17 protein-coding genes are annotated in these 24,139 nt (G+C 61.5%); 11 read left to right on the plus strand and 6 right to left on the minus strand.

From position 1 onward, the window contains the following. Positions 1-126: 126 nt before the first annotated feature. Positions 127-1,458, minus strand: a complete 1,332-nt coding sequence (locus G9X64_RS29665; protein ID WP_171377968.1) for an MFS transporter — start codon at positions 1,456-1,458, stop codon at positions 127-129. A 378-nt stretch (positions 1,459-1,836) separates the two neighbouring features. Between G9X64_RS29665 and cyoA the strand changes: the two genes are divergently transcribed. From cyoA to G9X64_RS29690, 5 genes are read left to right on the plus strand one after another with little or no spacing between them, the layout of a single operon-like run. After that, positions 1,837-3,003: a ubiquinol oxidase subunit II gene (cyoA, locus tag G9X64_RS29670; RefSeq protein WP_171377969.1), complete on the plus strand. Its 1,167-nt coding sequence runs from the start codon at positions 1,837-1,839 to the stop codon at positions 3,001-3,003. Between the two features lie 42 nt (positions 3,004-3,045). Beyond that, positions 3,046-5,049 carry a cytochrome o ubiquinol oxidase subunit I gene (gene cyoB, locus G9X64_RS29675; RefSeq protein ID WP_171377970.1) on the plus strand — a complete coding sequence of 668 codons (2,004 nt, stop codon included), beginning with the start codon at positions 3,046-3,048 and terminating at the stop codon, positions 5,047-5,049. A 5-nt stretch (positions 5,050-5,054) separates the two neighbouring features. Continuing rightward, positions 5,055-5,675 (plus strand): cytochrome o ubiquinol oxidase subunit III, encoded by a 621-nt coding sequence (gene cyoC, locus G9X64_RS29680; protein ID WP_025397699.1) that lies wholly within the window; start codon positions 5,055-5,057, stop codon positions 5,673-5,675. Beyond that, positions 5,672-6,073, plus strand: a complete 402-nt coding sequence (gene cyoD, locus G9X64_RS29685) for a cytochrome o ubiquinol oxidase subunit IV (protein ID WP_168310385.1) — start codon at positions 5,672-5,674, stop codon at positions 6,071-6,073. The genes cyoC and cyoD overlap by 4 nt, the downstream gene beginning before the upstream one ends. Continuing rightward, positions 6,070-6,873, plus strand: a complete 804-nt coding sequence (locus G9X64_RS29690) for an SURF1 family protein (protein WP_171377971.1) — start codon at positions 6,070-6,072, stop codon at positions 6,871-6,873. Before cyoD ends, G9X64_RS29690 begins: the two co-directional genes overlap by 4 nt. Here the strand turns inward: G9X64_RS29690 and G9X64_RS29695 are convergent. The 3 genes from G9X64_RS29695 to G9X64_RS29705 form a co-directional block, all read right to left on the minus strand. Further along, complete coding sequence (locus G9X64_RS29695; protein WP_168315216.1) at positions 6,854-8,782, minus strand: hybrid sensor histidine kinase/response regulator; 1,929 nt, start codon at positions 8,780-8,782, stop codon at positions 6,854-6,856. The genes G9X64_RS29690 and G9X64_RS29695 overlap by 20 nt on opposite strands. Positions 8,783-8,852: 70 nt before the next feature. Beyond that, positions 8,853-10,259, minus strand: a complete 1,407-nt coding sequence (locus tag G9X64_RS29700; RefSeq protein ID WP_171377972.1) for an FAD/NAD(P)-binding protein — start codon at positions 10,257-10,259, stop codon at positions 8,853-8,855. Between the two features lie 349 nt (positions 10,260-10,608). Further along, positions 10,609-11,226: a flavodoxin family protein gene (locus G9X64_RS29705; RefSeq protein WP_168315214.1), complete on the minus strand. Its 618-nt coding sequence runs from the start codon at positions 11,224-11,226 to the stop codon at positions 10,609-10,611. Between the two features lie 122 nt (positions 11,227-11,348). Between G9X64_RS29705 and G9X64_RS29710 the strand changes: the two genes are divergently transcribed. From G9X64_RS29710 to G9X64_RS29735, 6 genes are all read left to right on the plus strand, one after another. Beyond that, complete coding sequence (locus G9X64_RS29710; RefSeq protein WP_171377973.1) at positions 11,349-13,310, plus strand: ABC transporter ATP-binding protein; 1,962 nt, start codon at positions 11,349-11,351, stop codon at positions 13,308-13,310. 92 nt (positions 13,311-13,402) lie between these two features. Further along, positions 13,403-15,322: an ABC transporter ATP-binding protein gene (locus tag G9X64_RS29715; RefSeq protein ID WP_168315213.1), complete on the plus strand. Its 1,920-nt coding sequence runs from the start codon at positions 13,403-13,405 to the stop codon at positions 15,320-15,322. Between the two features lie 1,109 nt (positions 15,323-16,431). Next, entirely contained in the window at positions 16,432-18,174 is a 1,743-nt protein-coding gene (locus G9X64_RS29720) for an adenylate/guanylate cyclase domain-containing protein (RefSeq protein ID WP_168315212.1), read from the plus strand. Between the two features lie 490 nt (positions 18,175-18,664). After that, positions 18,665-18,979: a hypothetical protein gene (locus G9X64_RS29725; RefSeq protein ID WP_171377974.1), complete on the plus strand. Its 315-nt coding sequence runs from the start codon at positions 18,665-18,667 to the stop codon at positions 18,977-18,979. Positions 18,980-19,181: 202 nt separating this feature from the next. Continuing rightward, positions 19,182-20,222, plus strand: coding sequence for a LacI family DNA-binding transcriptional regulator (locus G9X64_RS29730; RefSeq protein WP_171377975.1), 1,041 nt, complete (start codon positions 19,182-19,184; stop codon positions 20,220-20,222). Positions 20,223-20,353: 131 nt separating this feature from the next. Further along, positions 20,354-21,391, plus strand: coding sequence for a LacI family DNA-binding transcriptional regulator (locus tag G9X64_RS29735; protein WP_168315209.1), 1,038 nt, complete (start codon positions 20,354-20,356; stop codon positions 21,389-21,391). 33 nt (positions 21,392-21,424) lie between these two features. On the opposite strand, the gene G9X64_RS29740 is transcribed toward G9X64_RS29735, so the two are convergent. Continuing rightward, positions 21,425-22,717, minus strand: coding sequence for an MFS transporter (locus G9X64_RS29740; protein ID WP_171377976.1), 1,293 nt, complete (start codon positions 22,715-22,717; stop codon positions 21,425-21,427). Positions 22,718-22,854: 137 nt separating this feature from the next. After that, entirely contained in the window at positions 22,855-24,054 is a 1,200-nt protein-coding gene (locus tag G9X64_RS29745; protein ID WP_168315208.1) for a multidrug effflux MFS transporter, read from the minus strand. Positions 24,055-24,139 lie beyond the last annotated feature (85 nt).

Here is a 24,139-nt window from a genome sequence, read left to right on the forward strand (position 1 = left end):
TTGTCGCGACACTGCCATTCTGTCGGCGATAAACTGAATTGCTTTCTTGCGATCTGATGTTGCTTTCGCACGCCGGGCAACGAAAGCCTGCATGGTTTCCCATGCAGGCCATTTGTTGGACTGCGTCTATTCGCGCTGCTCCAGCGCCCTGCTGAAGGCAAGTGCTGCAAGCGTGCAGATGGCGCCGGACAGCAGGTAGTAGCCGACGAAGGTCAGGCCGAAGCGGCTGGATAGGCTGAGCGCCACCAGGGGCGCAAAACCCGCGCCGATCAACCAGGCCAGATCCGAGGTGAAGGCGGCACCGGTATAGCGGTAGCCGCGGCCGAAGCGGGACGAGATCGAGCCGGTCGCCTGGCCGAAGGAAAGGCCGAGTACGCCAAAGCCGATGATGACGAAAGCGTCATGGCCGCTGTTGCCGGATGCGATCAGGCTCGGCCCGACGAAGCTGAAGACAGCGATGATGACGGCGCAGATGGCAAGCTGGGCGCGCCGGCCGATGCGGTCGGCAATCAGGCCCGACGCGATGATGGTGATGATGCCGACCATGGCGCCGACCACCTGCACCACCATGAAGGTGCCGATCGGCTGGTTGCCGTAAAGGCTCATCCAGCCGAGCGGGAAAATGGTGACGAGGTGGAACATGGCGAAGCTTGCGAGCGGCACGAAAGCGCCGATCATAATGTCGCGGCCATGAACGCGCAGCACGTCGAGAATGGGAGCTGCTTCCAGCTCATGCTGCTCCAGCAGCGTGCCGAATTCCTTGGTCATCACGAGCCGCAAACGCGCAAACAGCGCCACGACGTTGATCGCGAAGGCGACGAAGAAGGGATAACGCCAGCCCCAGGAGAGGAAATCCTCACTGGAAAGATTGGCGACGAAATAACCGAACAGGGTGCTTGCCAGCGCAAAACCGATCGGCGCACCGAGCTGCGGGATCATCGCATACCAGCCGCGGTGCTTGGCCGGGGCGTTGAGCGCGAGCAGCGAGGCAAGGCCGTCCCAGGCGCCGCCGAGCGCGAAGCCCTGGCCGAGGCGGAAGAGCGCCAGCAACGCGATCGACCAGACGCCGATCTCGTTGTAACCCGGCAGGAAGGCGATCGAGGCCGTGGAGCCGCCAAGCAGGAAGAGCGCGATCGTCAGCTTGGTGCCACGGCCGTACAGCCGATCGATCGTCATGAAGACGACGGAGCCGACGGGGCGGGCCAGGAAGGCCAGCGAGAAGATGGCGAAGGAATAGAGCGTGCCCGTCAGCCTGTCCGGCGCGAAGGGGAAAATCAGCTGTGGAAAGACCAGGACCGAGGCAAGGCCGTAGACGAAGAAATCGAAGAATTCCGACATGCGGCCGATCACCACGCCGATGGCGATGCTGCCCGGCGAAACCGGCTTGTCGTCGTGAATGCGCCGCGCGTCGCGTTCCAGCGACGATGATGACGGCCCGTATTGCGATGTTGTAGCCATAAAACGCCTCCCTCGTTGAAGCGCTTTCGCCAAGGCGCCTCAGCCTGATCTTGATCAAACCGGCAGGCTTATCAAGTCCGTAAGACGTAAATAGTTCATCATCGCAGCTCAAAATGAGGCGTGGATGGAAAAAATAGCGTATCACGAGCGCGATTTTCCCATGGGAACGCTGGCGTGGCCGGCTCTCGCGGATATATTGATTGAAACATGCGCTCGCCAACGAATCCTTCTTGATTTCATCAGGATTCCGAAGCTGTAGTGCAACGAGATTTGTGCCGCAGTGCGGCATGCTTGCTGCACTGCGACCAAACACCTCATGTCGCTATCGGGTTCAGTGCGTTAGTCGCGGAACGAACGAAACAACAAGAGCTTAGAGACGTGCTGAAACTCGTGAAGTTTTCCCGCCTTCTATCCGTCTTGCCGCTGCTTTCCCTGGCAGGATGCAACATGGTGGTCATGGCGCCCTCCGGCGACATCGCCGCGCAACAGCGCGATCTCATCGTCATCTCGACGGTGCTGATGCTTTTGATCATCATACCGGTGATCTTCCTGACGCTGTTCTTCGCGTGGCGCTACCGCCGCTCCAATACGTTTGCCACCTACGCGCCGGAATGGCACCATTCGACCCGTCTTGAAATCGTGATCTGGGCAGCGCCGCTCGCGATCATCATCGCGCTCGGCGCCGTGACCTGGATTTCCACCCACAAGCTCGATCCCTACCGTCCGCTCGACCGCCTCGATGCGGAGCGCGCCATTCCGGCCAATACCAAGCCGCTGATCGTCGAGGTCGTGGCGCTCGACTGGAAGTGGCTATTCTTCTATCCCGAACTCGGCATTGCCACCGTCAACGAACTCGCTGCCCCGGTCGACATGCCGATCAATTTCAAGATCACCGCCTCCTCGGTGATGAACTCCTTCTATATCCCGGCCTTGGCCGGCCAGATCTACGCGATGCCCGGCATGGAGACGAAGCTGCACGCCGTCATCAACAAGCAAGGCGAATATGAGGGCTTCTCCGCCAATTACAGCGGAAGCGGCTTCTCGCATATGCGTTTCAAGTTCCACGGCCTCGACCAAGCGGGCTTCGACGCCTGGGTGGCGCAGGTCAAGCAGCAGGGCACGATGCTCAACCGCGACACCTATCTCAAGCTCGAGAAGCCGAGCGAGAAGGAACCGGTGCGTTATTATGCCGGGGCCGACGCCGACCTTTACAACGCCATCCTCAACATGTGCGCCGCTCCGGGCAAGATGTGCATGAACGAGATGATGCATATCGACATGATGGGCGGCGGCGGCAAGGAAAGTGCCGAGAACCGCGAGAAGCTGCGATACGACGACCGTCATGCCGACGAAGGCATCGTGGCGCCCGCTGCCACCGTGCCGGCGACCGGGGCTCCGGCACGCAGCGAGCCCGCCGAGCGGACCGACGGCAACAGCATGCAGCACGACATGCCCGGCATGGACATGCAGCATGAGGGTCACTCCATGCCCGGCATGAGCAATGGCGCCGATCCGGCGCCGGCGCAGCTCAACAACAACAATTAACCTGGCGCTTTGCGTCGCAAGACATAATGAACGGGTTGTTCCATGTTTTCCAATCCTGACCTCCTGAAGTTCGTCTTCGGCCGGTTGACCCTCGATGCCATCCCCTATCACGAGCCGATCCTGGTCGTGACCTTCATCGGCGTCGTCATCGGCGGTCTCGCCGTGCTCGGCATCATCACCTACTTCAAGTTCTGGGGTCCGCTCTGGCGCGACTGGATCTGCAGCGTCGATCACAAGAAGATCGGCATCATGTATGTGATCCTGGCCGTCATCATGCTGCTGCGCGGCTTCTCCGACGCGATCATGATGCGCGTCCAGCAGGCGATCGCCTTCAACGGCTCGGAGGGCTATCTGCCGCCGCACCATTACGACCAGGTCTTCACCGCCCACGGCGTCATCATGATCTTCTTCGTGGCGATGCCCTTCGTCACCGGTCTGATGAACTTCGTGGTGCCGCTGCAGATCGGCGCGCGCGACGTCTCCTTCCCCTTCCTCAACAACTTCTCGTTCTGGATGACCACCGCCGGCGCGATCATCATCATGCTGTCGCTGTTCATCGGCGAATTCGCCCAGACGGGGTGGCTCGCCTATCCGCCGCTGTCGGGCGCGGCCTACAGTCCGGGCGTCGGCGTCGATTATTATATCTGGGGCCTGCAGGTGGCCGGTGTGGGAACGACGCTTTCGGGCATCAACCTGATCGCCACCATCGTCAAGATGCGTGCGCCGGGCATGACCTTCATGAAGATGCCGGTCTTCACCTGGACGGCGCTTTGCACCAACGTGCTGATCGTCGCCTCCTTCCCGATCCTGACGGCAACCCTGGCGCTTCTGTCGCTCGACCGCTATGCAGGCACGAACTTCTTTACCAACGACCTCGGCGGCAATCCGATGATGTACATCAACCTCATCTGGATCTGGGGTCATCCGGAGGTCTACATTCTCGTCCTGCCGGCCTTTGGTATCTTCTCGGAAGTCGTCGCCACCTTCTCCGGCAAGCGCCTCTTCGGCTACGCCTCCATGGTCTACGCCACCTGCGTGATCATGATCCTCTCCTACATCGTCTGGCTGCACCACTTCTTCACGATGGGCTCGGGCGCTTCTGTCAATTCCTTCTTCGGCATCACTACGATGATCATCTCGATCCCGACCGGGGCGAAGATTTTCAACTGGCTCTTCACCATGTATCGCGGCCGCATCCGCTTTGAGGTGCCGATGCTGTGGACGGTCGGCTTCATGGTGACCTTCGTCATCGGCGGCATGACCGGCGTCATGCTTGCCGTGCCGCCGGCCGACTTCGTGCTGCACAATTCGCTGTTCCTCATCGCCCACTTCCACAACGTCATCATCGGCGGCGTTCTCTTCGGCATGTTCGCCGGCGTGAACTACTGGTTCCCGAAGGCCTTCGGCTTCAAGCTCGATCCCTTCTGGGGCAAGATGAGCTTCTGGTTCTGGCAGATCGGCTTCTGGTTCGCCTTCATGCCGCTCTACGTGCTAGGCCTGATGGGCGTTACCCGCCGCGTCAGCCAGTTCGAGGATCCGTCGCTGCAGATCTGGTTCATCATCGCTGCCTTCGGCGTCGGCCTGATCGCGCTTGGCATTGCCGCCTTCCTGATCCAGATCGTCGTCAGCTTCATGAAACGCGAGGAATTGCGCGACGACAGCGGCGATCCCTGGGACGGGCGCACGCTGGAATGGTCGACATCCTCGCCGCCGCCGGAATACAACTTCGCCTTCACGCCTGTCGTGCACGATCATGACAGCTGGTACGATATGAAGAACCGTGGTTATGCGCGTCCGCTGGAAGGCTTCCGACCGATCCACATGCCGAAGAATACCGGCACCGGCGCGATCCTGTCGGCCATCAGCGTCGCCCTCGCTTTCGGCCTGATCTGGTACATGTGGTGGCTGGTCGTCGTGTCCTTCGTCGCCATGCTGGTGGTCGCGATCGGCCATACCTTCAACTACCGACGCGACTTCCACATTCCCGCCGAAGAGGTGACCGAAACGGAAGGCAAGCGCACCGCGCTGCTTGCCGAGCAGGTGTGATGACCATGAGCGATCAGACTATCGACACGGCCGAAAAGCCTGAATTCTACCTGACGGAAGACCATCATCCTGAGAACAGCACCAATCTCGGCTTCTGGCTCTACCTGATGAGCGACTGCCTGATCTTCGCGGTGCTGTTTGCAACGCACGGCGTGCTCGGCCGCAATTATGCCGCCGGTCCGTCGCCGGCCGATCTCTTCGACTTGCCGATCGTTGCCCTCAACACCTCGATGCTGCTGTTCTCCTCGATCACCTACGGCTTCGCGATGCTGCAGATGGAGCGCAACGCAAAGGCGGAAACGCTGTTCTGGCTTGGTGTGACCGGCCTGTTCGGCGCGGCCTTCATCGGGCTCGAGCTCTACGAGTTCATTCACCTGATCCATGAAGGCGCCGGGCCGACGCGCAGCGCCTTCCTCTCCTCCTTCTTCACGCTCGTCGGCACCCACGGGCTGCACGTCACCTTCGGCATCATCTGGTTGATCACGCTGATGGTGCAGGTGTCGATGCACGGGCTGATCGAGGCAAACCGCCGCCGCCTGATGTGCCTCTCGATGTTCTGGCACTTCCTCGACGTCGTCTGGATCGGCGTATTTTCCTTCGTCTATCTGTTGGGAGTTCTCGGATGATTTCGCAAGCACCCGCACATGAGGATGCCCACGAGGCTCACCACGGCCACAGCCACGGCCATCAGGCCGGCCATGGCACGTTCCGCAGCTACATGACGGGCTTCGTGCTCTCCGTCATCCTGACCGCCATTCCCTTCTGGCTTGTCATGGCCGGCGTCTTCGACAGCCCGTTGCTGACGGCGGTGCTGGTGATGGGCCTGGGCGCGATCCAGATCGTCGTCCACATGGTGTTCTTCCTGCACATGAATACCAGGAGCGAGGGCGGCTGGACGATCATGGCGCTGATCTTCACCCTCATCATCGTCGCCATCGCGCTCTCCGGTTCGCTCTGGGTCATGCATCATCTCAACACCAACATGATGCCGATGAGCCCCGAGATGATGAAGAACATGCCGTGACGGTCACGAAGGGGCGGCGTCAGCGTCACCCGCAGGCCCCCTCGGAAAATTCGGAAAGAGGGCGTCATCGGGTAAAACGCGCGATCTTCGCCGTCTGTCTGGTGCTGCTTGCAGCGGCACTCGCGGCACTCGGCACCTGGCAGGTCGAGCGCCTTGCCTGGAAACGCGACCTCATCGCCCGCGTCGACCAGCGTGTGCATGCGCCACCCGTGCCGGCCCCGGCACGCGCTGACTGGAACAGGGTCAATGCCACCGATGACGAATATCGGCGGGTGAGCGCGGTGGGGACGCTGGCGAACGACAAGGAAACGCTGGTCTATGCCTCGACCGCGCTCGGTCCGGGTTATTGGGTGATGGCGCCGCTGACGCTTGCCGACGGCACATCCATCCTCGTCAATCGTGGCTTCGTGCCGACCGACAGGCGCGACCCGGCCACACGCCGCGAGGGGCAACCATCAGGGCCGGTCGAGATCACCGGGCTGATGCGGATGACGGAGCCGAAGGGATCGCTGCTGCGGTCCAATGACATCGCGGCCGACCGCTGGTATTCGCGAGATGTCGCGGCGATCGCTGAAAAGCGCGGCGTCGGTGCGATCGCGCCCTATTTCATCGACGCCGATGCCACCCCCAATCCGGGCGGCCTGCCCGTCGGCGGCCTGACCGTCATCACTTTCCCCAACAACCATCTGATCTACGCGATCACCTGGTACGGGCTGGCGGCGATGGTGTTGGCATTGCTGGTGTTCATTCTTCGCGGCGAGAGGGGTAGCCCGACGCCCCTTATGAGGCGATCCGGCTGATCGCCTCAGCGAGCTGCGCCTGCGAGAAGGGCTTGCCGAGGCGCGGCAGGTCGACGATGCCGGCCCCTTCGGGGATTTCGGCGTAACCGGTTGCGAGGATGATCGGCATATCAGGCCATTCGTCGCGGATCGCTTGGGCGAGCTGTGCGCCCGTCATGCGCGGCATGGCATGGTCGCAAATCACCAGGTCGACCTGCTGCTTGTGCAGGATGTCGAGCGCCTCGGAACCCGCCATCGCCTCGAACACGGTGTGGCCGAGATCCTCGAGCATCAGTGTCGTATTCATCAGCACCAGACCATCATCATCGACGGCAACGATGCGCAGCCGGGGCGTCGCGTTTTCCTCCTGCCGCGGTCGGTCGGCGGTGGCCTCGGTCGTCTGTTCGACACTTGCGACCGGGAACCACAATTCGACCGTCGTGCCTTCGCCGAGGCTGCTCTTCATCATCAGGCGACCACCGGACTGGGACGCAAGGCCCTGCACCATGGACAGGCCGAGGCCGGTGCCCTTGCCGACGCCCTTGGTGGTGAAGAACGGCGTAACTGCCTGCTCCAGCGTCTTGGCATCCATGCCCTCGCCTTCATCGACGACCGCGATGCGGACATAGCGGCCGGGCGGCAGCGGGCTCTTGCCTGACGACACCGATTCCTCGGAAGCGCGCAGCACGATCCGGCCGCCGGATGGCATCGCATCGCGGGCGTTGACGACGAGGTTCAGGATCGCCATCTCCAACTGGTTCGGATCGGTCACGATCGTCGGCAGCCTGACGGGGAACGAGGTCTCGATCACGGTGAGCGGGCCGAGCGAACGGCTCAGAATATCCATCATGCCACGGACCAGTCCGGAGACGTCGATCGGCTCCATGTGCAGTTCCTGCCGGCGGGAAAAGGCCAGCATGCGCTGCGTCAGCGCAGCACCCCGCTGGGCGCCTTGCATGGCGTTGTCGACCAGCGATGTCAGCGAGAGATCCTGCGGCATGCGCTTCTTCAGGATTTCGAGACTGCCGAGCACAGCCATCAGCAGATTGTTGAAATCATGGGCGATACCGCCGGTCAATTGACCGATCGCCTCCATCTTCTGCGACTGGAAGAGCTCTTCGCGCGCCTGCTCCAGTGCCCGCTGGGTCTCCATCTTCTCGGTGATATCGCGGGTGATCTTCGCGAAACCGAGCACATCGCCTTCGTCGTCCCGAATGACGTCGATGACGACGCTGGCCCAAAAACGGGTGCCGTCCTTGCGGACGCGCCAGCCTTCCCTCTCGAACCGGCCCTCGGCGCGCGCAATGTCGAGCGCGGTCTGCGGCACGCCGGCTTCGCGGTCCTCGGGGGTATAGAAGGTCGAGAAATGCCGGCCGATGATTTCATGAGGTCGATAGCCCTTGATACGCTCGGCGCCGAAATTCCAACTGCTGACATTGCCGTCGGGATCGAGCATGTAGATCGCATAATCCGAGACGCCCTGGACGAGCCGACGGAATTGTTCCTCGCTCTGGCGGATCGTTTGTTCAGCTGCTCTGCGTTCGGTCAGGTCGCGGGTGATCTTGGCATAGCCGATGAGCTCGCCGGAGGGACGACGGATCGGATCGATGATCACATGCGCCCAGAAGCGGGTTCCATCCTTGCGCTGGCGCCAGCCTTCCCCCTCGAACCGGCCATGCTCCTGCGCCGTGGCGAGCGCGCGCGCCGGTATTCCCGCGGCGCGGTCCTCTTCCAGATAGAAACGGGAAAAATGCTCGCCGAGAATTTCGGAAGGCGTGTAACCTTTGAAGCGCTGGGCGCCGGTATTCCAGCTGGTTACGATACCTTCGGGGTTCAGCATATAGATGGCGTAGTCGGTGATGGCATCGACCAGAAGGCGGAAGCGTCCCTCTTCGTTAAGAGACGTATCATGTCGATTCAATACTTCCATCGGCCCCTCGGAGTCACCAGCGCATTATAACGCGGCAGGGGGCGGATGGTTCCGAAACGGCCTCGAATTTTCAGACGGCCTTGACCTGCGGATAGAACATCTCACTGATCCGCTCGGCAGCGGCATAGGCCTGCGAGACGATCTCCGGCACTAGATCGATATCGGGCAGGCTTCCGAGGCCGAGCGGGCCGAGGGCAAACAGCCCGGCGACCGTCGAGCCATCCTCCAGGAAGGGCTCGCCGCGCGCGTTGACCGCGAGCCCCAGCGAGAGCTCGTCCGGCATGGCGAGGCCGGCGGAAAACAGGCTTTGCATCAAGGGCGCTGAAAGATCAGGCGCCTGGCAGCGGCAATCGATGATGCGCTCGGCATGGATGACTTCCTCGGCAGCGGAACCGGCCGGCGTAAAGAACAGCCCGCTCAGGCCCCGGCGGCCGGCCCGGCCGCGGCGCAGCACCGTGCGGCCTTCGGCGAGCTCGCGTTTCAGCCGCAGGTGCATGGCTTCCGGCAAGCGGTTTCGATGGCTGTCGTAGATTGCCCTGAGATGGCGGTTGAACTGATGCTTGTCGCGGGCCGGCAACGAGCGCCAGAGCGAGCGGGCATGTTTCCTGAGGCCGTTCATCACCGACTGCCAGCTTCGGCCCGCTTCCTCCGCCTCGCGACAGGCTTCACGGATGAAGCGCACGATCTCCGGCAGGCTCTGCGGCAGCGCTTCGGCCGGGAACACCGGATCGGCGGAATTCGGCGTATGGCTCTGGGGCAGGAAGCCGCGCCGGGAAATGATCGTCACCTGGCCGGCATAACCGGAATCGCGCAGCTGCAGCAGCTGGTCGACGACGCGGATGCCGCTGCCGAGCAGCACCGCATGCGGCCGCGCGACGAGGCGCTGGGCCCTGATCGGCGAAACGTCCTCGCCGCCGGCATCCGGCGCCGTCAGACCGTAGCCGGTGGCGAGGATGACGGTATCAAACAGCGGATTAGCGGGATTGGCGCTTTCGAGCAGAAAGCGGTTGCCGTGGCTCCTGCGGATCGCCACGACCGGATCGTTGCAGACCTGGACGGTGATGTCCCTGCGTGCGGCAAGCGCTTCCGAAAAGCGCTGGTAGACATAATCGCTGAAGATCTCCTTCGGCACGAAGATCTGCCGGAATCCGGGAATGGCGGCCGGCACGGCGGCGCGGAAGGCGGCGTTGCCGCAGAGCCAATCGTTGAAATCGTCGGTGTCGCCGACCGAAACAGAGAGATCGCGGACGCGGGTATTGAGGATCGTCGAGGAACGGGCCGAGGCCAGCGCCTGCCCACCGCTGACCGACGAATTCGGATCGAACAGCTGCAGGTGGAAGGGGGCGCGCACCGTCTTCATCAGCGCGATGGCCGTCATCATGCCGGAAAAGCCGCGCCCGACGATCGCAATGCGCGGTACGGCTGATATCTGCGCCGCCGCGTTGGCTCTGGCGGAAAAAAGTCCCTGAACCGTCATCGCAACTCCTTTGCGGATTCATCCGCACCATGGGTCGATCGAGGTTTCAACGCATAAAACAGCGGTTCACGCGTTGATGAGGTTCATGCGGCCATTCACAACACCTGCCGCGGCATCGGGTCCGAACCAGCGGCCCCGCAAGAAAACTAGGGGAGCAACTAGGCTCGCCATAGTCTATCAAACTAGTAGTGTATGAAAGCGCTAAATGGCGCAGGTGGCAAGAGGTTTGTTGCCACATCACTTCAAGTGATTGAAATACAACATAATTTAGAGGTGTTCCGTGGAAGTCTGGGCGAGTTTTGCATCCCGGACTACAAATTGATCTTTAAACATCAGCTCGGCAGCGCCCTCAGCTGCCCTCGCCCGGATATTGTTTTGCCTTCAGCAGGCCCGCCAGATGCACCGTGTTGCGCGCCAGCATGTCGACGGCTTTCGTCACGACCTTCGGCACCTTGTCGAGATCGACGAAATTGGTGGAACCCATTGCCTCGCCGACCCAATAGGCGACCGCGCTGGCCGGAATGGTGAAGCCGACATCGTTCAGCGCCTGGTAGAGCTCGGCCGACACATGATGGGCGCCGTCCTCATTGCCGACGACGGCGACGGCCGCGACCTTGCCATAGGAAACCATCCGGCCCTGATCGTCGGTCTCCTCGAGGAAGGCGTCCATGCGTTCCAGCGCCCGCTTGCAGACACTGGATGGCTGGCCGAGCCAGATCGGCGTTGCCATCAGCAGGATATCGGCGGAGAGCACCTTGGCGCGAATACCCGGCCAGTCATCGCCGGCGCCTTCGTCGGAGGTGACGCCCGGCTTGACGTTGAAATCGGCCAGCCGGAGCACTTCGGTCTCAACGCCATAAGCGGACATCGCCTTGTCGATGAGACCGATCATCCGGTCGGTCGAGGACGCGTCCTTGGTGCCGCTGCTCTTCAGCGTGGCGTTGAGGGCAAGGGCTTTCAGCGGCATGGGTCTCTCCGGCAGCAGTCGGCGGTTGGCATTCGCCAGCTGCAACCCCTTCGCGCGAAGATTGTTCCCGCCAGGATGCGAGGTGACCTCACGTAAAAATAACCAACTGGTGAATTCTTTACTTGAACCCCCAAATGGAATCGGCAAAAGTGAGGGTGCTATCAATCCCTTCATGGATTTGCCGTCTTTTCGGGCCAGCGTCCGACCACACATCTATTGGAAAAAACACCGTGAGCAGCGATGCGTTAACACGCGCGACGAAGCCTTCGGCTTCGATGGCGCTTGCAACTGCGGCAGGCTGGGGCCGAGGCCTCTTCACATTGGTGCGTATCACCATGATGGCCTTCCGCCACCCCTGGCAATCCGGCTTTGCGATCGGCGCCACCCTTGTTGCCTCCACCTTCCAGCTGATGATCCCGCGCCTTCTCGGCCAGGCGGTCGACCACACCCAGATGGCGATGAGCGGTGGTGCGGCGGGTCTGGTGGCACAGGACGCGCTTTTGACCACGGCATTGCTGCTCCTTGGCGCCAGCGTGCTGCGCGGCCTCTTCACCATGGTTCAGAACTATTACAGCGAAGCCGTCGGCCATCACATCGGCTACGAGTTGCGGCTGGCCTGCTACGAGAAGATCCAGCGACTGTCCTTCAGCTTTCATGACACCGTGCATTCCGGCGACCTGATCACCGTCGGACTGCTCGATCTCGAAGGCGTGCGCATGTATTTTTCCACCGCGCTCGTCCGGATGATCCTGCTCTCGATCCTGATCGGCATCGGCGCCTATATGCTGCTGTCGACCGATATCGTGCTCGGCCTCCTGGCGCTCTCCTTCGTGCCCTTCGTCGGCTGGCGCTCATCGGTGACGCAGCTCAGGCTACGCGCCACCTGGCTCGACCTGCAGGAGCGGCTTTCGGTGCTGACCCGCATCATGGAGGAAAATCTCGGCGGCATCCGCGTCGTGCGCGCCTTCGCCGCCCACGAACACGAGATTTCGAAATTCGAGGCAGCGTCGAAGAGCGCGCTCGCGCTCGCGCATCAGCGCGTCGGCATCCGCGTCACCAATACCAGCGCCATGACCTTCTCCTTCTTCGCGGCGATGGGCCTGGTGCTCTGGGTCGGCGGCGGCAAGGTGATGTCGGGCGAAATCACCGTCGGCACGCTGGCCTCGTTCCTGACCTTCATGACCATCCTGCAGATGCCGGTGCGCCAGCTAGGCCTGATGGTCAATGCCTTTGCCCGCGCCTCCACCTGCGGCTCGCGCCTCTTTGCCCTTCTCGACCTCGACATCGCGATCAAGGATGCGCCGGATGCCAAGAAATTGGCGGTGACAGACGGCGTTCTGCGCTTCGAGAATGTCAGCTTCGCCTATCCGGGTTCGGAAAAGCGCACCGTGCTCGGCGATGTCTCCTTCGAAGCCAGGCGCGGGCAGACGATCGGCATCGTCGGGCCTCCGGGCAGCGGCAAGTCGACGATCGCCCATCTCATTCCCCGCTTCTACGACGTCAGCGGCGGCAAGATCACGATCGACGGCCAGGACATCCGCAAGGTGACGCTGCAATCGCTGCGCCGGGCGGTTGCCGTCGTGCAGCAGGATTCCTTCCTGTTCACGACAACGATCGAGAACAACATCGCCTATGGCGACCCGTGGGCGAAGGAAGGCCGCATCGAACGCGCCAGTGAAAGCGCCCAGCTGCACAATTACGTGCTCGGCCTGCCCACAGGTTACAGCACCGTCGTCGGCGAGCGCGGCGTTTCGCTGTCCGGCGGCCAGCGGCAGCGTCTTTCGATCGCCCGTGCGCTGATGCTGAAACCGGCGGTGATGGTGTTCGACGATTCGACTGCGGCAATCGACGCCGCCACCGAACAGCGCATCCGCGGCGCCATGCGCCGCTATGCCGCCGACCGCGTGACGATCATCGTCGCCCACCGCCTGAGCTCGCTGATGCATGCCGACCAGATCCTGTTCGTCGAAGACGGCCGGATCGTCGAGCGCGGAACGCATGAAGCGCTGCTTTCACTCGGCGGGCGCTACAAGGCACTCTACGACCTGCAGGTCCGGCCGGGCGACGAGGTGTTGAGCGCCTAACAATGGATTCCCTTCTTCTGCCCACCGGGGAGAAGAGCGGATAAGCAATGACTATGCAGGCCACCGGACGTGATGGCCGCGGGAGGAATGGCATGGCCGAGGAACTGGAAACCGAGCGTCCCGACGTTCGCGAGGATGGACGCCGCCCGCCGCGGGCGGTGGTCGGTTCGCACCGCGTCGAGGAGGAGATGTTCGGCAAGGCCTTCGACGGCAATATCGTCAAGCGCATCTGGGTTTTCGTTCACCCCTATCGCCGCCAGGTCCTGTGGTCCGTCGTCGCCGTTCTGACCTTCACGATGATGCAGCTCACCATCCCGCTGATCATCCGCTATGCCATCGACCATGGCATGTCGCCGGGCGGCAACCATTCGGCCCTGGTGTGGTCGATCGTCGCCTTCACGATTGCCATATCAATCAACTATGCGGCAAGCTATGCGCAGGAGACGCTGGTCGGCGGCGTGGCCGAGGACGTGCTCTTCGATATCCGCAAGGCGATGTTTTCGCATCTCCAGCGCGTCTCGCTGTCCTTCATGGACAAGACCGAAGTGGGACGGCTGATGTCGCGGCTGCAGGGCGACGTCAACTCGATGCAGGAATTCCTCGAGACCTCGGTGCTGTCGGTCGGCGATATCGTGCTGCTCTTTGGCATCATTTTCGTGATGCTCTATCTCGATTTCAAACTGGGGCTGCTGACGCTCTCGGTGCTGCCGGTGCTCTTCATCGTCCGGCTATTCTGGCTGCCGCTGGCGCGCAAATCCTTCATGGCCGCGCACGAGACCAATTCAGTTGCCGCGGGCGCACTCGCCGAAGCGATCCACGGCGTGCGCGCCGTCCAGAGCATGGACAGGCAGGGCGTCAACTTCACGCTCTACGACGACAAGGCGCGCGCCAATCTCAAGACGCATCTCACGGCGGCCCGCTACGCGCAGGTGATGGTGCCTATCGTCGACAGCCTGACCGGCGTGGCGATGGCACTCGTCATCGTCGTCGGCGGCGCGCGCGTTCTCAATCAGGCGCTCGATGTCGGCGTGCTCGTCGCCTTCCTGTTCTACATCCAGCGCTTCTTCGACCCGATCCGTTCGCTGACCCTGCAATATTCGGTGATGCAGCGAGCCATGGCGTCGGGCCAACGGTTAACCGAAGTGCTCGACGTGCCGGTCGACATCAAGGACGCGCCCGATGCCAAAGCCTTGTCGCGCGATATGGACGGATCAGTGGAGTTCAAGGACGTCGTGTTCGGCTACAATCCGAAACATCCGGTGCTGAAGCACGTCAGCTTCAAGGTCAATCCCGGCGAGACGGTGGCGCTGGTCGGGCCGACGGGATCCGGCAAATCGAGCTGCATGTCGCTGATCCATCGCTTCTACGACGTCCAGCAGGGCCAGGTGCTGGTGGGCGGCGACGATGTGCGTGATCTGACGCAGGATTCGCTCGGAGCGCAGATCGCCATGGTGCTGCAGGAACCCTTCCTCTTTACCGGCACGGTCTTCGAAAACATCCGCTACCACAAACTGGAGGCGACGCGCGAACAGGTGATCGAGGCGGCGAAGGCCGTCGGCGCACACGACTTCATCATGCGTCTGCCGGAGGGCTACGACAGTGTCCTCGGCGAGCGCGGCGGCAACCTGTCGCTCGGCCAGCGCCAGCTTTTAAGCTTTGCCCGTGCACTGGTGGCGGACGCGAAGATCCTCGTGCTCGACGAGGCGACGGCCAATATCGACAGCTATACCGAGATGCTGATCCAGAAGGCGCTGGTAAAACTGCTCGAAAACCGCACCGGCCTTGTCATCGCCCATCGCCTCGCGACGATCCGCGAGGCGGACCGCATCATCGTGCTGCAGAACGGCGAAATCATCGAAAGCGGCGACCACCGCCAGCTGATGAAGAACGGCAAGCTCTATTCCAAGCTCTATAATCTCAACTACTCCTCCTTCGACGACATTCCCGAAGACGTGCTGGAAGAGACGGCGGCGGCGGATTCGGCGACCTATATCACGCGTCACGCGACATGACACCGCGTCACCAAACATGACATTTTCCGCCCCTGTTGAGACCGGCAGCGGCGCTCAGCAGGAACATGCGACCCGGCTTATCTGGCGACGATACCGGCTAAAGCGAGCGTGGTCAGGCGTATCCAAGCACTGCTTGTGACCCAGCGTCCCGCCCACCGATGCCTTGCCCGATTTCGGTGCTGACCGAATTTTTACCCTCGCCGACGGATAGCCCTCCGCAGGAATTCCTCCCAAACAGCAGTCGTCACCGACTATGCGAAACACCGCCCTTTCTCGCGACAGCCCCTTCGTCAATCTTCGATGAGGCATCGGCGACGAACGAGGCACTCTGGGGTCGAAGCGGACTGGCAAAAGCAACGGCGAACGCCAAGTGATCGGATACGTTACGAAGCGGAGAGCGCCGTCCAATCCAGCGCTTATGGGCGAAGCTCATAGAGGCGGGCATGGTGTACCCAAGCACTGCCCGCCGTTCACCCAATCGATGACCTTACAGGCCGGTTTGTCACCGAGCTCCGTCGCAGAGGTTACGCTGCGCCGACGATTTCGGCCCACCTCAGGTATAGCGGTCAATTTCTGCGCGCCTTATGGATCGACGGGCCAGGCATAATTCACCTCACGATGATATTCGCGACTATCTAGCCAGCCAATTCGAACGTTACATAGCCGCGACCTCCAAGATCATCTCATCCAGACTTCGGGTCTTTCTGCAGTTTTGCTGGAGTGCGGGAGCTACAGAACTCGATCTCGCGCATGCGGCCGTCGCGATGGTCAAGAACCACCGACTATCGTCCTTGCCGTCGTTCATGGGTGTCGATCAGCTCGATCAGGTTCTGGCTGCTTGCGATCGAGCTACTGTCGCCGGTCGTCGAGATTTCGCAATCCTGATGCTCATGTCCCGACTTGGCCTGCGCGCGAAAGAAGTCGCCGCGACCGCCCGTCCGGCGAGGGGCTTCGCGACTGGGACACCTAAGAAGTTATCTACATCCTGGTAACCTGCCGCGCGATGCCCCACCCTACCCCGAGGAAAGGACTAAGTGGCATCCATCATAAGTCCCACAATCTTACGATAGTTATGCTATCCTCGCGCGCATTCGTCCTTGGGGGGCCTCATGGAAAGGAAGCTCGCGGCTATTCTTGCGGCTGATGTGGTTGGCTATTCCGCCCTGATGGAGCGCGACGAGGCTGGCACGTACGAGCGTCTCACGGCGCTTCGAAAAGAACTGTTCGAGCCGAGAATTGCGGATTACCGCGGCCGAATATTCAAGCTGATGGGCGATGGCTTGCTCGCGGAGTTCGGCAGCGTAGTCGATGCCGTGGAATGTTCCGCAACACTCCAGGATTCACTAGCGACCCGCAACGCTGCCGCAGAGGACATCGAACGGATCGAAGTTAGGATTGGCATCAACTTGGGTGAAGTCATCGTTGATGGCGAAGACCGCTACGGAGACGGCGTGAACGTCTCGGCGCGTTTGCAGCAACTCGCCGATCCTGGGGGTGTCTGTGTCTCTGGCAAGGTGGCGCGTGAAGTGGACCGGACGCTTCCCTTCGACTTTGAGTCGATGGGCGACCAACACCTCAAGAACATATCCGAACCGATCGCGGTCTACCGCCTGGTGCGAACGGGTTCGTCACCACGACAGCGCCACGGTGTGTCAATAGCGCTACCCAACAAACCGTCCATCGCGGTTCTGCCCTTCGTCAATATGAGTGGAGAGCCGGAGCAGGAATATTTTGCCGATGGCCTGGTCGATGACCTCATCACCAGTCTGTCAAAAGTCTCAAGCTTGTTTGTTATCGCCCGCAATTCCAGCTTCGCCTACAAAGGCAAGTCGATGGACGTTCGGCAAATTGCCCGAGAACTCGGCGTTCGCTACGTGTTGGAGGGCAGCGTAAGGCGAGCTTCAAACCGCCTGCGCATTACCGGGCAGCTTATCGAAGGCAGAGAAGCGACCAATATCTGGGCCGACAAATTCGAGGGGGACGCCGAAGATATCTTCGATCTGCAGGACCGAATGACCGAGAGCATCGTGGGTACTCTCGAGCCAACGCTTCGGCGCGTAGAGATCGAGCGGGCGCGTCGGAAACGACCCGACAGCCTTGACGCCTACGATCTGTTTCTACGCGCGCTGCCACACACCTATGCGAACACGCCGACTGACAACGAGGAGGCGTTGCGCTTGCTCAACGAAGCCCTTCGCCTGGACCCGAATTATGCCTGCGTGCATGGATACGCGGCCTGGGGATATGAACAGCGCTTCCTGCGCGGCGGCTTCCATCCCGAGGATAGGATAGCGGCACTGAAGCACGCCAATATTGCGCTTGCCATTGGCGCAGACGATCCCCAACCGCTTTGCATGGGGGCATTTGTCCAAGCCACGATCACGCATGACTATGGTCGCGCCATCAATGCACTAGATAGGGCGTTGAAGCTCAATAGCAATTCAGCTCTTGCCTATGGGCTAAGCGCCATGGTGCATATGTTCAATGAAAGCTATGAGCGCTCGTGCGATCATGCATTCAAGGCGTTGCGGCTAAGTCCGTTCGATCCGATGAATTATCACTCCTATCTTGCGCTGGCATGGGTCTGTCTGTTCACGCGTCGGTTTGAAGATGCCGCGACCTATTCAACGTTGGGAATTCAGGTCAATCCTGGTTTCAGCATCCTGCACGCCAGCTTGGTGGCCAGCTATGCGAACTTGGATCGTCTCAGTGAAGCGCAAACTGCGGCCGCGCGGCTGTTTGAGGTAGCGCCCGGCTGGACCATTGGTCAATTTGTTCGGATGGATGTCGTGCAGCCGGAACGGATGGAGGGTTTGGCTGCGGCACTACGGAAAGCCGGCCTTCCGGAGTGATGGTGCAATATCGATGTGGCCCTCTTGCCTGTGTGGCAAGGACCTTGAAGCGAGGTCTCTGGACCCACTTCGGGTTATCGCCGAGACTTCAGATGGCAAATGGCAGGTTTGGTTTGCTCACGCTAGTTGCTTCAAAGACAAGATTGATCCGCCGGATGCGCCACCGGTTTTTTTGACCCAGCACATTCTTAAATGGCCGCTATTGGCGGCGCGAAGCATTCGAAACGGCGTCCATGACTCCATTAAGAAAGATAACATAATAAGAACATCACCACCAAGAAGGAGGATGACGGTTCGCAATCCGGGAATGCCCGTATCACCGACGGTCGCCAGCTGCATGGCGGCCGACGGTGCTGATTGACGCCCTGAGGACGCACGGCGCTCTAACCTCAGGACATGCATTAATGCTTGTCGCAAAGTTTGAACGAACAAACGCCTTGCTGCCGCATTTATTTCCTATCGGGGGACGAGTGCCACTGAGGAGAAAGTTATGAAGAGAGTTATTAGCAGCCTGTTGATCGCAACGGCCCTTGTTGGATCGGCCATTCAGCCCGCTGCCGCGCGTGATCGCCATCATCACGATGACCCGGGCCGGGCTATCGCTGGCGGCGTTGCCGCAGGCGTCGTCGGCGGTCTGATTGGTGGCGCGATCGCCAATAGCGGCCCTCGCTACGTCGATGGGCCGCGATATGTCGATGGTCCCCGCTATGTCGAACCGGCGCCGAGATGCTGGTATGAGGACCGAGATGTCCGCAACCGCTATGACGGCGGCTATCATACCGAAACGGTGCGGGTCTGCGAGTAGCGGGCGGACCTGTCCTTCTTATGCGGCGCGGATCTGATCATTCGTCACCGCTGCCCTTCAACCGAGGCTGCATCTGGCAGCCTCGGTTTTTCTTTGCCTGGGCCAATGCAGTTGGTTCGCAGTTACTCTCCACAGCAAAAATTTCTGGCTGCCTCGGCCGCGTGTCATCCGGCTGTTAGAGATGACCAATAGCTGAAAGCCGATGAATGATGGTCCAGTGAACGGCGCCAAGACGCCAAAGAAAGAACGCATGCGCTTCGTCAGCGCCGAGCAAGTGGCGCAATTGGCGGGCGTTTCTCGCTCCGCCGTCTCGCGCACCTTCACGCCGGGCACCAGCGTGGCGCCTGCAACGCGCGAAAAAGTGCTGCGGGCGGCGCAAGAACTCGGCTACCATGTCAACGACCTGGCGCGCGGCGTGCTTGCCAACCAAAGCCGCCTTGTCGGCATCGTCGCCACCCGGCCGGAAGTGGGTTTTCGCGCACATCTGGCCGCAGCGCTTGCCAAATGCCTGATCAAACGCGGCAGCATCCCGATCCTCATCAATACCGGCCAGACGGAAGACGAGCTGCTCGCCGCCCAGAAGGTGCTGATCGGCCACCGCGCCGAGGCGATCATCATCCTGTCCGGCTCGCCACCAGCGAGTTTCTTCGAACTCGCGCAGCGAAATGGCCAGCCGCTGGTGGTGATCGGCCGTTCGGAACCCGACGCCGACCATGTGCGCGCCGGCAACTCCGAGGCCTCCCGCAAGGCGGCAACGGCCTTTTACGAAAGCGGCAGACGGCGGCTGGCGGTCATCGGCTCCAACACCGGAACGCCTTCCATCATCGAGCGCGAAAGCGCCTTCCTGTCGACAGCCGGATCGCTCGGTGTATCCGTCGTTGTCGGACGCGGCGACGATTCCGACTATGACGGCGGCGTCACCGCCGCACGCGCGCTCTTCTCGCAGACAATAAAGCCCGACGCCGTCTTCTGCGCCAACGATCAGATCGCTTTCGGACTGATGGATGTCGTGCGCCTGGAAGCGCGACTGCGCATTCCCGAGGATGTCGCCGTCATCGGCTTCGACGACGTGCCGGAATCCTCCTGGCTGAGCTATCAGCTGACCACCTTCCGCCAGGATCCGCTGACCATGGCGCAGCGCGCCGTCGAACTGATAGAGCGGCGGCTTGAAAACCCGGGCTTGGCTCCAGGTTACGAACGCGTCATTCCCGAGCTCGTCATCCGCCAGAGCTTCAGACCCTGACCCTTGCCCACGGCTTTTCGCAAGCGCCATCCTGTGGCAAGAAGGGCTGACGGTTTATTTGCCGCATGTCGTTATCCCAAAACCGCTGCACAGTTTTGGGCGACATGCATTGGGGAGGAAGATCGCCTGAGATGAAGGGAATTCGCCAGCTCGCCGAGCATCTCGACATTTCGATCGGAACGGTGTCCCGTGCGCTGAACGGCAAGCCTGACGTCAACGACGAAACGCGCCGGCGCGTGCTCGCCGCCGCCGAGGAGCTCGGTTATGTCGCCAACCAATCCGGCCGCAGCCTTCGCCAGGGCATGACCAACGTCATCGGGCTGATGCTCGAAGTGAGCCGCGAGACGATCGAAAACAGCGACGACTTCTTCCTCGGCGTCACCGACGGGCTGCAGAGCGTCTTTTCCCGTCACAAGCTCGATCTCGTCATGCTGCCCTGCCCCGATGACGAGGACCCGCATGAATATCTGAAGCGCATGGTGGCGCGCCGGCTTGTCGACGCGCTGATCCTCTCGGCGACACGACGAACCGATAGGCGCATCGAGCTTCTGGAAAAGGCCCGCATCCCCTTCGTGGCGCTCGGGCGCAGCGCGTCGGGCGGCAGCTACACTTGGATGGACCTCGATTTCGAGGGCGTGGCGGCGCGCGGCGTCGACCGCCTGGTCGCCAAAGGCCACCGGCGGATCGCCGTAGCCGCCCCCTCCTCCGACATCAATCTTGGCTATCTCTTCGTCGACGCCTACCGCCAGGCGCTGCAACGGCACGGTATTGCCTTCGACCCGGCCCTCGTCATCCGGGTCAAGTCGAGCGAACAGGGCGGCTATCAGGCCGGCCACGAATTGCTGATGATCGAAGAGCGGCCGACGGCGATCATCCTGATCCACGAACTGATGGCGATCGGGCTTTACCGACGGCTCGCCGAGGCCGGCATCGTGCCAGGCCGCGACCTCGCCGTCGTCGGTTTCCGCGAGGAGCCGCGCACGCATTTCCTGCAGCCGACACTGACATCCTTCCGCATGTCGCTGCGCGATCTCGGCATGCAGCTCGGCGAAACCCTGCTCGCCACCATGCCGGCCTATGCCGATCACTATCCGCAGGGCGCCCGCAACAGGATCTGGCCGCTTGAACTCGTCCCGGGCGAAAGCGACGCTTTCACGCTGATGGCCTGAAGCCCGCCGCGCGGATAGTTTCAGGGGTCCGCATCAGACCCGGCTCGGAGCCGCCGAATGCTCCCTGTGTGACAGCTGACGCGTGACGACGAAGACAAGCAGGGCTCCGGCGGCAAGGCAGGCGGCCAGGAAGAACATCGGCGCGATCGTGCTGCCGCTGGCTTCCTTGATCCAGGGCACGACATTCTGGGCGACAAAACCGCCGAGATTTCCCACCGAATTGATGGCGGCAAGGCCCGCCGCGGCCCCCGCGCCCTTGAGGAAACGGGAGGGCAGGCTCCAGAACACCGGCTGAGGGGCGAAGATCCCGGCAGCGGCGACGCAGAGGAAGGCGAATTGCAAAGTGTGGTTCGGGATCAGCGCCGAGAGCAGCAAGCAGGCGGCGCCGATGAAAGCGGGAATGACGATATAGGGCGTCTTCGATTGCGCCTTGTCGGCCAAGGCGGGAACGACATAGAGAGCGATCGCGACCAGCACCCAGGGAATGATGTTGAGGAACCCGTTCACCGTGTTGCTGACGCCGAAGGCCTGGACGATGGTCGGCAGCCAATAGCTGAGACCATAGGCCGAAAGCGGAAAGGCGATATAGCAGAGCGCCATCAGCAGGACACGCGGGTCGATGAGCGCCTTGAATCCGTTTGAGGCATTCTCACCCATGCCGGCATTTTCCGAGGTGAGCCTGCGCTCGAGCCAGGCCTTCTCCTCACCGCTCAGGAAGCTTGCGCTTTCGGGCCGACCGGGAAGATAGAAGAAGGTGACGATGCCGGCGATCACAGCCGGAACGCCCGTCGCCAGAAAGACCCACTCCCAGCCGGCAAAGCCGTAGAGACCGTCGAGATCGAGCAGCACACCGCCGAGCGGCGCACCGACGGCATTGGCGATGGCGCTGAAGATCATGAACAGCCCGACCATCCTGCCGCGATAAGTCGACGGAAACCATAGCGTCAGCAGATAGAGCACGCCCGGAAAGAAGCCGGCTTCGCAGACACCGAGCAGAAAGCGCAGGATATAGAACATCGTAGCGTTCTGCGTGAAGGCGAGCGCGATGGTGACGATACCCCAGGAGACCAGGATGCGGGCGAACCAGACACGGGCGCCGAGCTTGTCGAGAAAGAGGTTACTCGGCACCTCGAAGAGAAAATAGCCGATGAAGAAGAGTGATGCGCCGAGACCATAGGCATATTCGCTCATTCCAAGGGCATCGACCATCTGCAGCTTGGCGAAACTGACGTTCTGCCGATCGATATAGGCGATGAGATAAAGGATGCCGAGAAACGGCATGAGCTTCCAGGTGATTTTCGAGATCAGCCGCTTCTCGTCGACCATAATTATTCTCCGGTATGACCATGCTTGGGGATCGGGTAAATAGCGCGGCCAGCCGATATTCAATCGGGCGCGGCATTTTCTCGCGGCCGCAACCCTGATGATGCGACCGTACCCGAAGCCGGGTACGGTCTCCTTGATCATTCAGCGGCGGCGATGGCGGCGCGGCGGCCGATCGTTGCCTGAGTCAGCACGAAGGCTGAGAAGGCGCAGAGCGCGATGCCGGCGGCCATCGGAACGGCTGTACCGTCGAAGAAGACGCTCGATATGACCATGGCGACGGCGGCGATCACGAAATGCAGCGTGCCCATCAGCGACGAGGCGGTGCCGGCGATCTCACCGTGATCCTCAAGCGCGAGCACCGCGCTCGTCGGGATGACGAGGCCGAGGAAGCCGTAGCCGATGAACAGGAAGGTCGCCATCACAGGCAGCTGGTTGAAACCGGAAGCCATCACCACCGCCATGACGATCATGGCAAGCGCGAAGGCGCTGACCGCAATCCGCATGACGCGCACGAGGCCGAAACGCTCGCCGAGCCAGCCCGTCGCCTGCGATACCGCGAAGAAGGACACCGCATTGATCGAGAAGGCGAAACTGTATTGCGTCGGCGTCAGCCCGTAATGCTGGATCAGCACGAAAGGCGAGTTGGCGAGATAGACCAGGAAGCTCGAAATGCCGAGGCCGCCGATGAAGGTCAGCGTCAGGAAGTTGCGGTCGGCAAGCAGCAGGCGATAGGCCGCCATGGCGCTCTTCAGACCGCTGCCGCTGCGTTCGGCCGGTGAACGGGTTTCGTCAAGCTGGGTGGCGAGCAGGACGAGGCCGATGAAGGCGGCGATGGTCACGGCCCAGAATACGCCGCGCCAGCCGTAGAATTCGATGACGGCGCTGCCCGTCAGTGGCGCCAGGATCGGCGAGATCGAAAAGACCAGCATCAAGAGCGACATCAGGCGGGCGGCCTGCACGCCGGTGTGCATGTCGCGGACGATGGCGCGCGGAATGACCATGCCGGCGGCACCGCCGATACCCTGAACGAAACGGAAGGCGATCAGCGTTTCGATATCGGTCGCCAGCGCACAGCCGATCGAAGCGACGGAAAAGAGGCCGATGCCGAGATAGAGCGGCAGCTTGCGGCCCCACATATCCGACAGCGGACCGTAGACGAGCTGGGCGAGCGCAAAGGAGATGAAGAAGGCGAGAAGGGTGAGCTGGGTGACGTTGTTATCGGCATGCAGGTCCTGGCCGATGGAGGGCAGCGCAGGCAGATACATGTCGATGGCGAAAGGGCCGATGGCCGACAAAAGGCCGAGAATGAGGGCAATGCGAAAGAAGGAAGCCTTCATAAGGGTGATCTTTCTTAAAAGCGCAGCGGAGGCACCGGATCGTCGCCCCGCCGCATTGCTCTTAGAGCGCCATACGTCCTCTCGG

Source organism: Rhizobium sophorae (assembly GCF_013087515.1).
In the GTDB taxonomy this organism is placed as follows: Bacteria; Pseudomonadota; Alphaproteobacteria; order Rhizobiales; family Rhizobiaceae; genus Rhizobium; species Rhizobium sophorae.

What these genes read in the sequence shown, in the direction of transcription:
- G9X64_RS29735 (WP_168315209.1), top strand. Translation starts at nt 20,354, where the DNA reads ATGAAGGGAATTCGCCAGCTCGCCGAGCATCTCGACATTTCGATCGGA.
- G9X64_RS29720 (WP_168315212.1), top strand. Translation starts at nt 16,432, where the DNA reads ATGGAAAGGAAGCTCGCGGCTATTCTTGCGGCTGATGTGGTTGGCTAT.
- G9X64_RS29725 (WP_171377974.1), top strand. Translation starts at nt 18,665, where the DNA reads ATGAAGAGAGTTATTAGCAGCCTGTTGATCGCAACGGCCCTTGTTGGA.
- G9X64_RS29730 (WP_171377975.1), top strand. Translation starts at nt 19,182, where the DNA reads ATGAATGATGGTCCAGTGAACGGCGCCAAGACGCCAAAGAAAGAACGC.
- cyoB (WP_171377970.1), top strand. Translation starts at nt 3,046, where the DNA reads ATGTTTTCCAATCCTGACCTCCTGAAGTTCGTCTTCGGCCGGTTGACC.
- G9X64_RS29705 (WP_168315214.1), bottom strand. Translation starts at nt 11,226, where the DNA reads ATGCCGCTGAAAGCCCTTGCCCTCAACGCCACGCTGAAGAGCAGCGGC.
- G9X64_RS29745 (WP_168315208.1), bottom strand. Translation starts at nt 24,054, where the DNA reads ATGAAGGCTTCCTTCTTTCGCATTGCCCTCATTCTCGGCCTTTTGTCG.
- cyoC (WP_025397699.1), top strand. Translation starts at nt 5,055, where the DNA reads ATGAGCGATCAGACTATCGACACGGCCGAAAAGCCTGAATTCTACCTG.
- G9X64_RS29695 (WP_168315216.1), bottom strand. Translation starts at nt 8,782, where the DNA reads ATGGAAGTATTGAATCGACATGATACGTCTCTTAACGAAGAGGGACGC.
- G9X64_RS29700 (WP_171377972.1), bottom strand. Translation starts at nt 10,259, where the DNA reads ATGACGGTTCAGGGACTTTTTTCCGCCAGAGCCAACGCGGCGGCGCAG.
- G9X64_RS29665 (WP_171377968.1), bottom strand. Translation starts at nt 1,458, where the DNA reads ATGGCTACAACATCGCAATACGGGCCGTCATCATCGTCGCTGGAACGC.
- G9X64_RS29715 (WP_168315213.1), top strand. Translation starts at nt 13,403, where the DNA reads ATGGCCGAGGAACTGGAAACCGAGCGTCCCGACGTTCGCGAGGATGGA.
- cyoD (WP_168310385.1), top strand. Translation starts at nt 5,672, where the DNA reads ATGATTTCGCAAGCACCCGCACATGAGGATGCCCACGAGGCTCACCAC.
- G9X64_RS29740 (WP_171377976.1), bottom strand. Translation starts at nt 22,717, where the DNA reads ATGGTCGACGAGAAGCGGCTGATCTCGAAAATCACCTGGAAGCTCATG.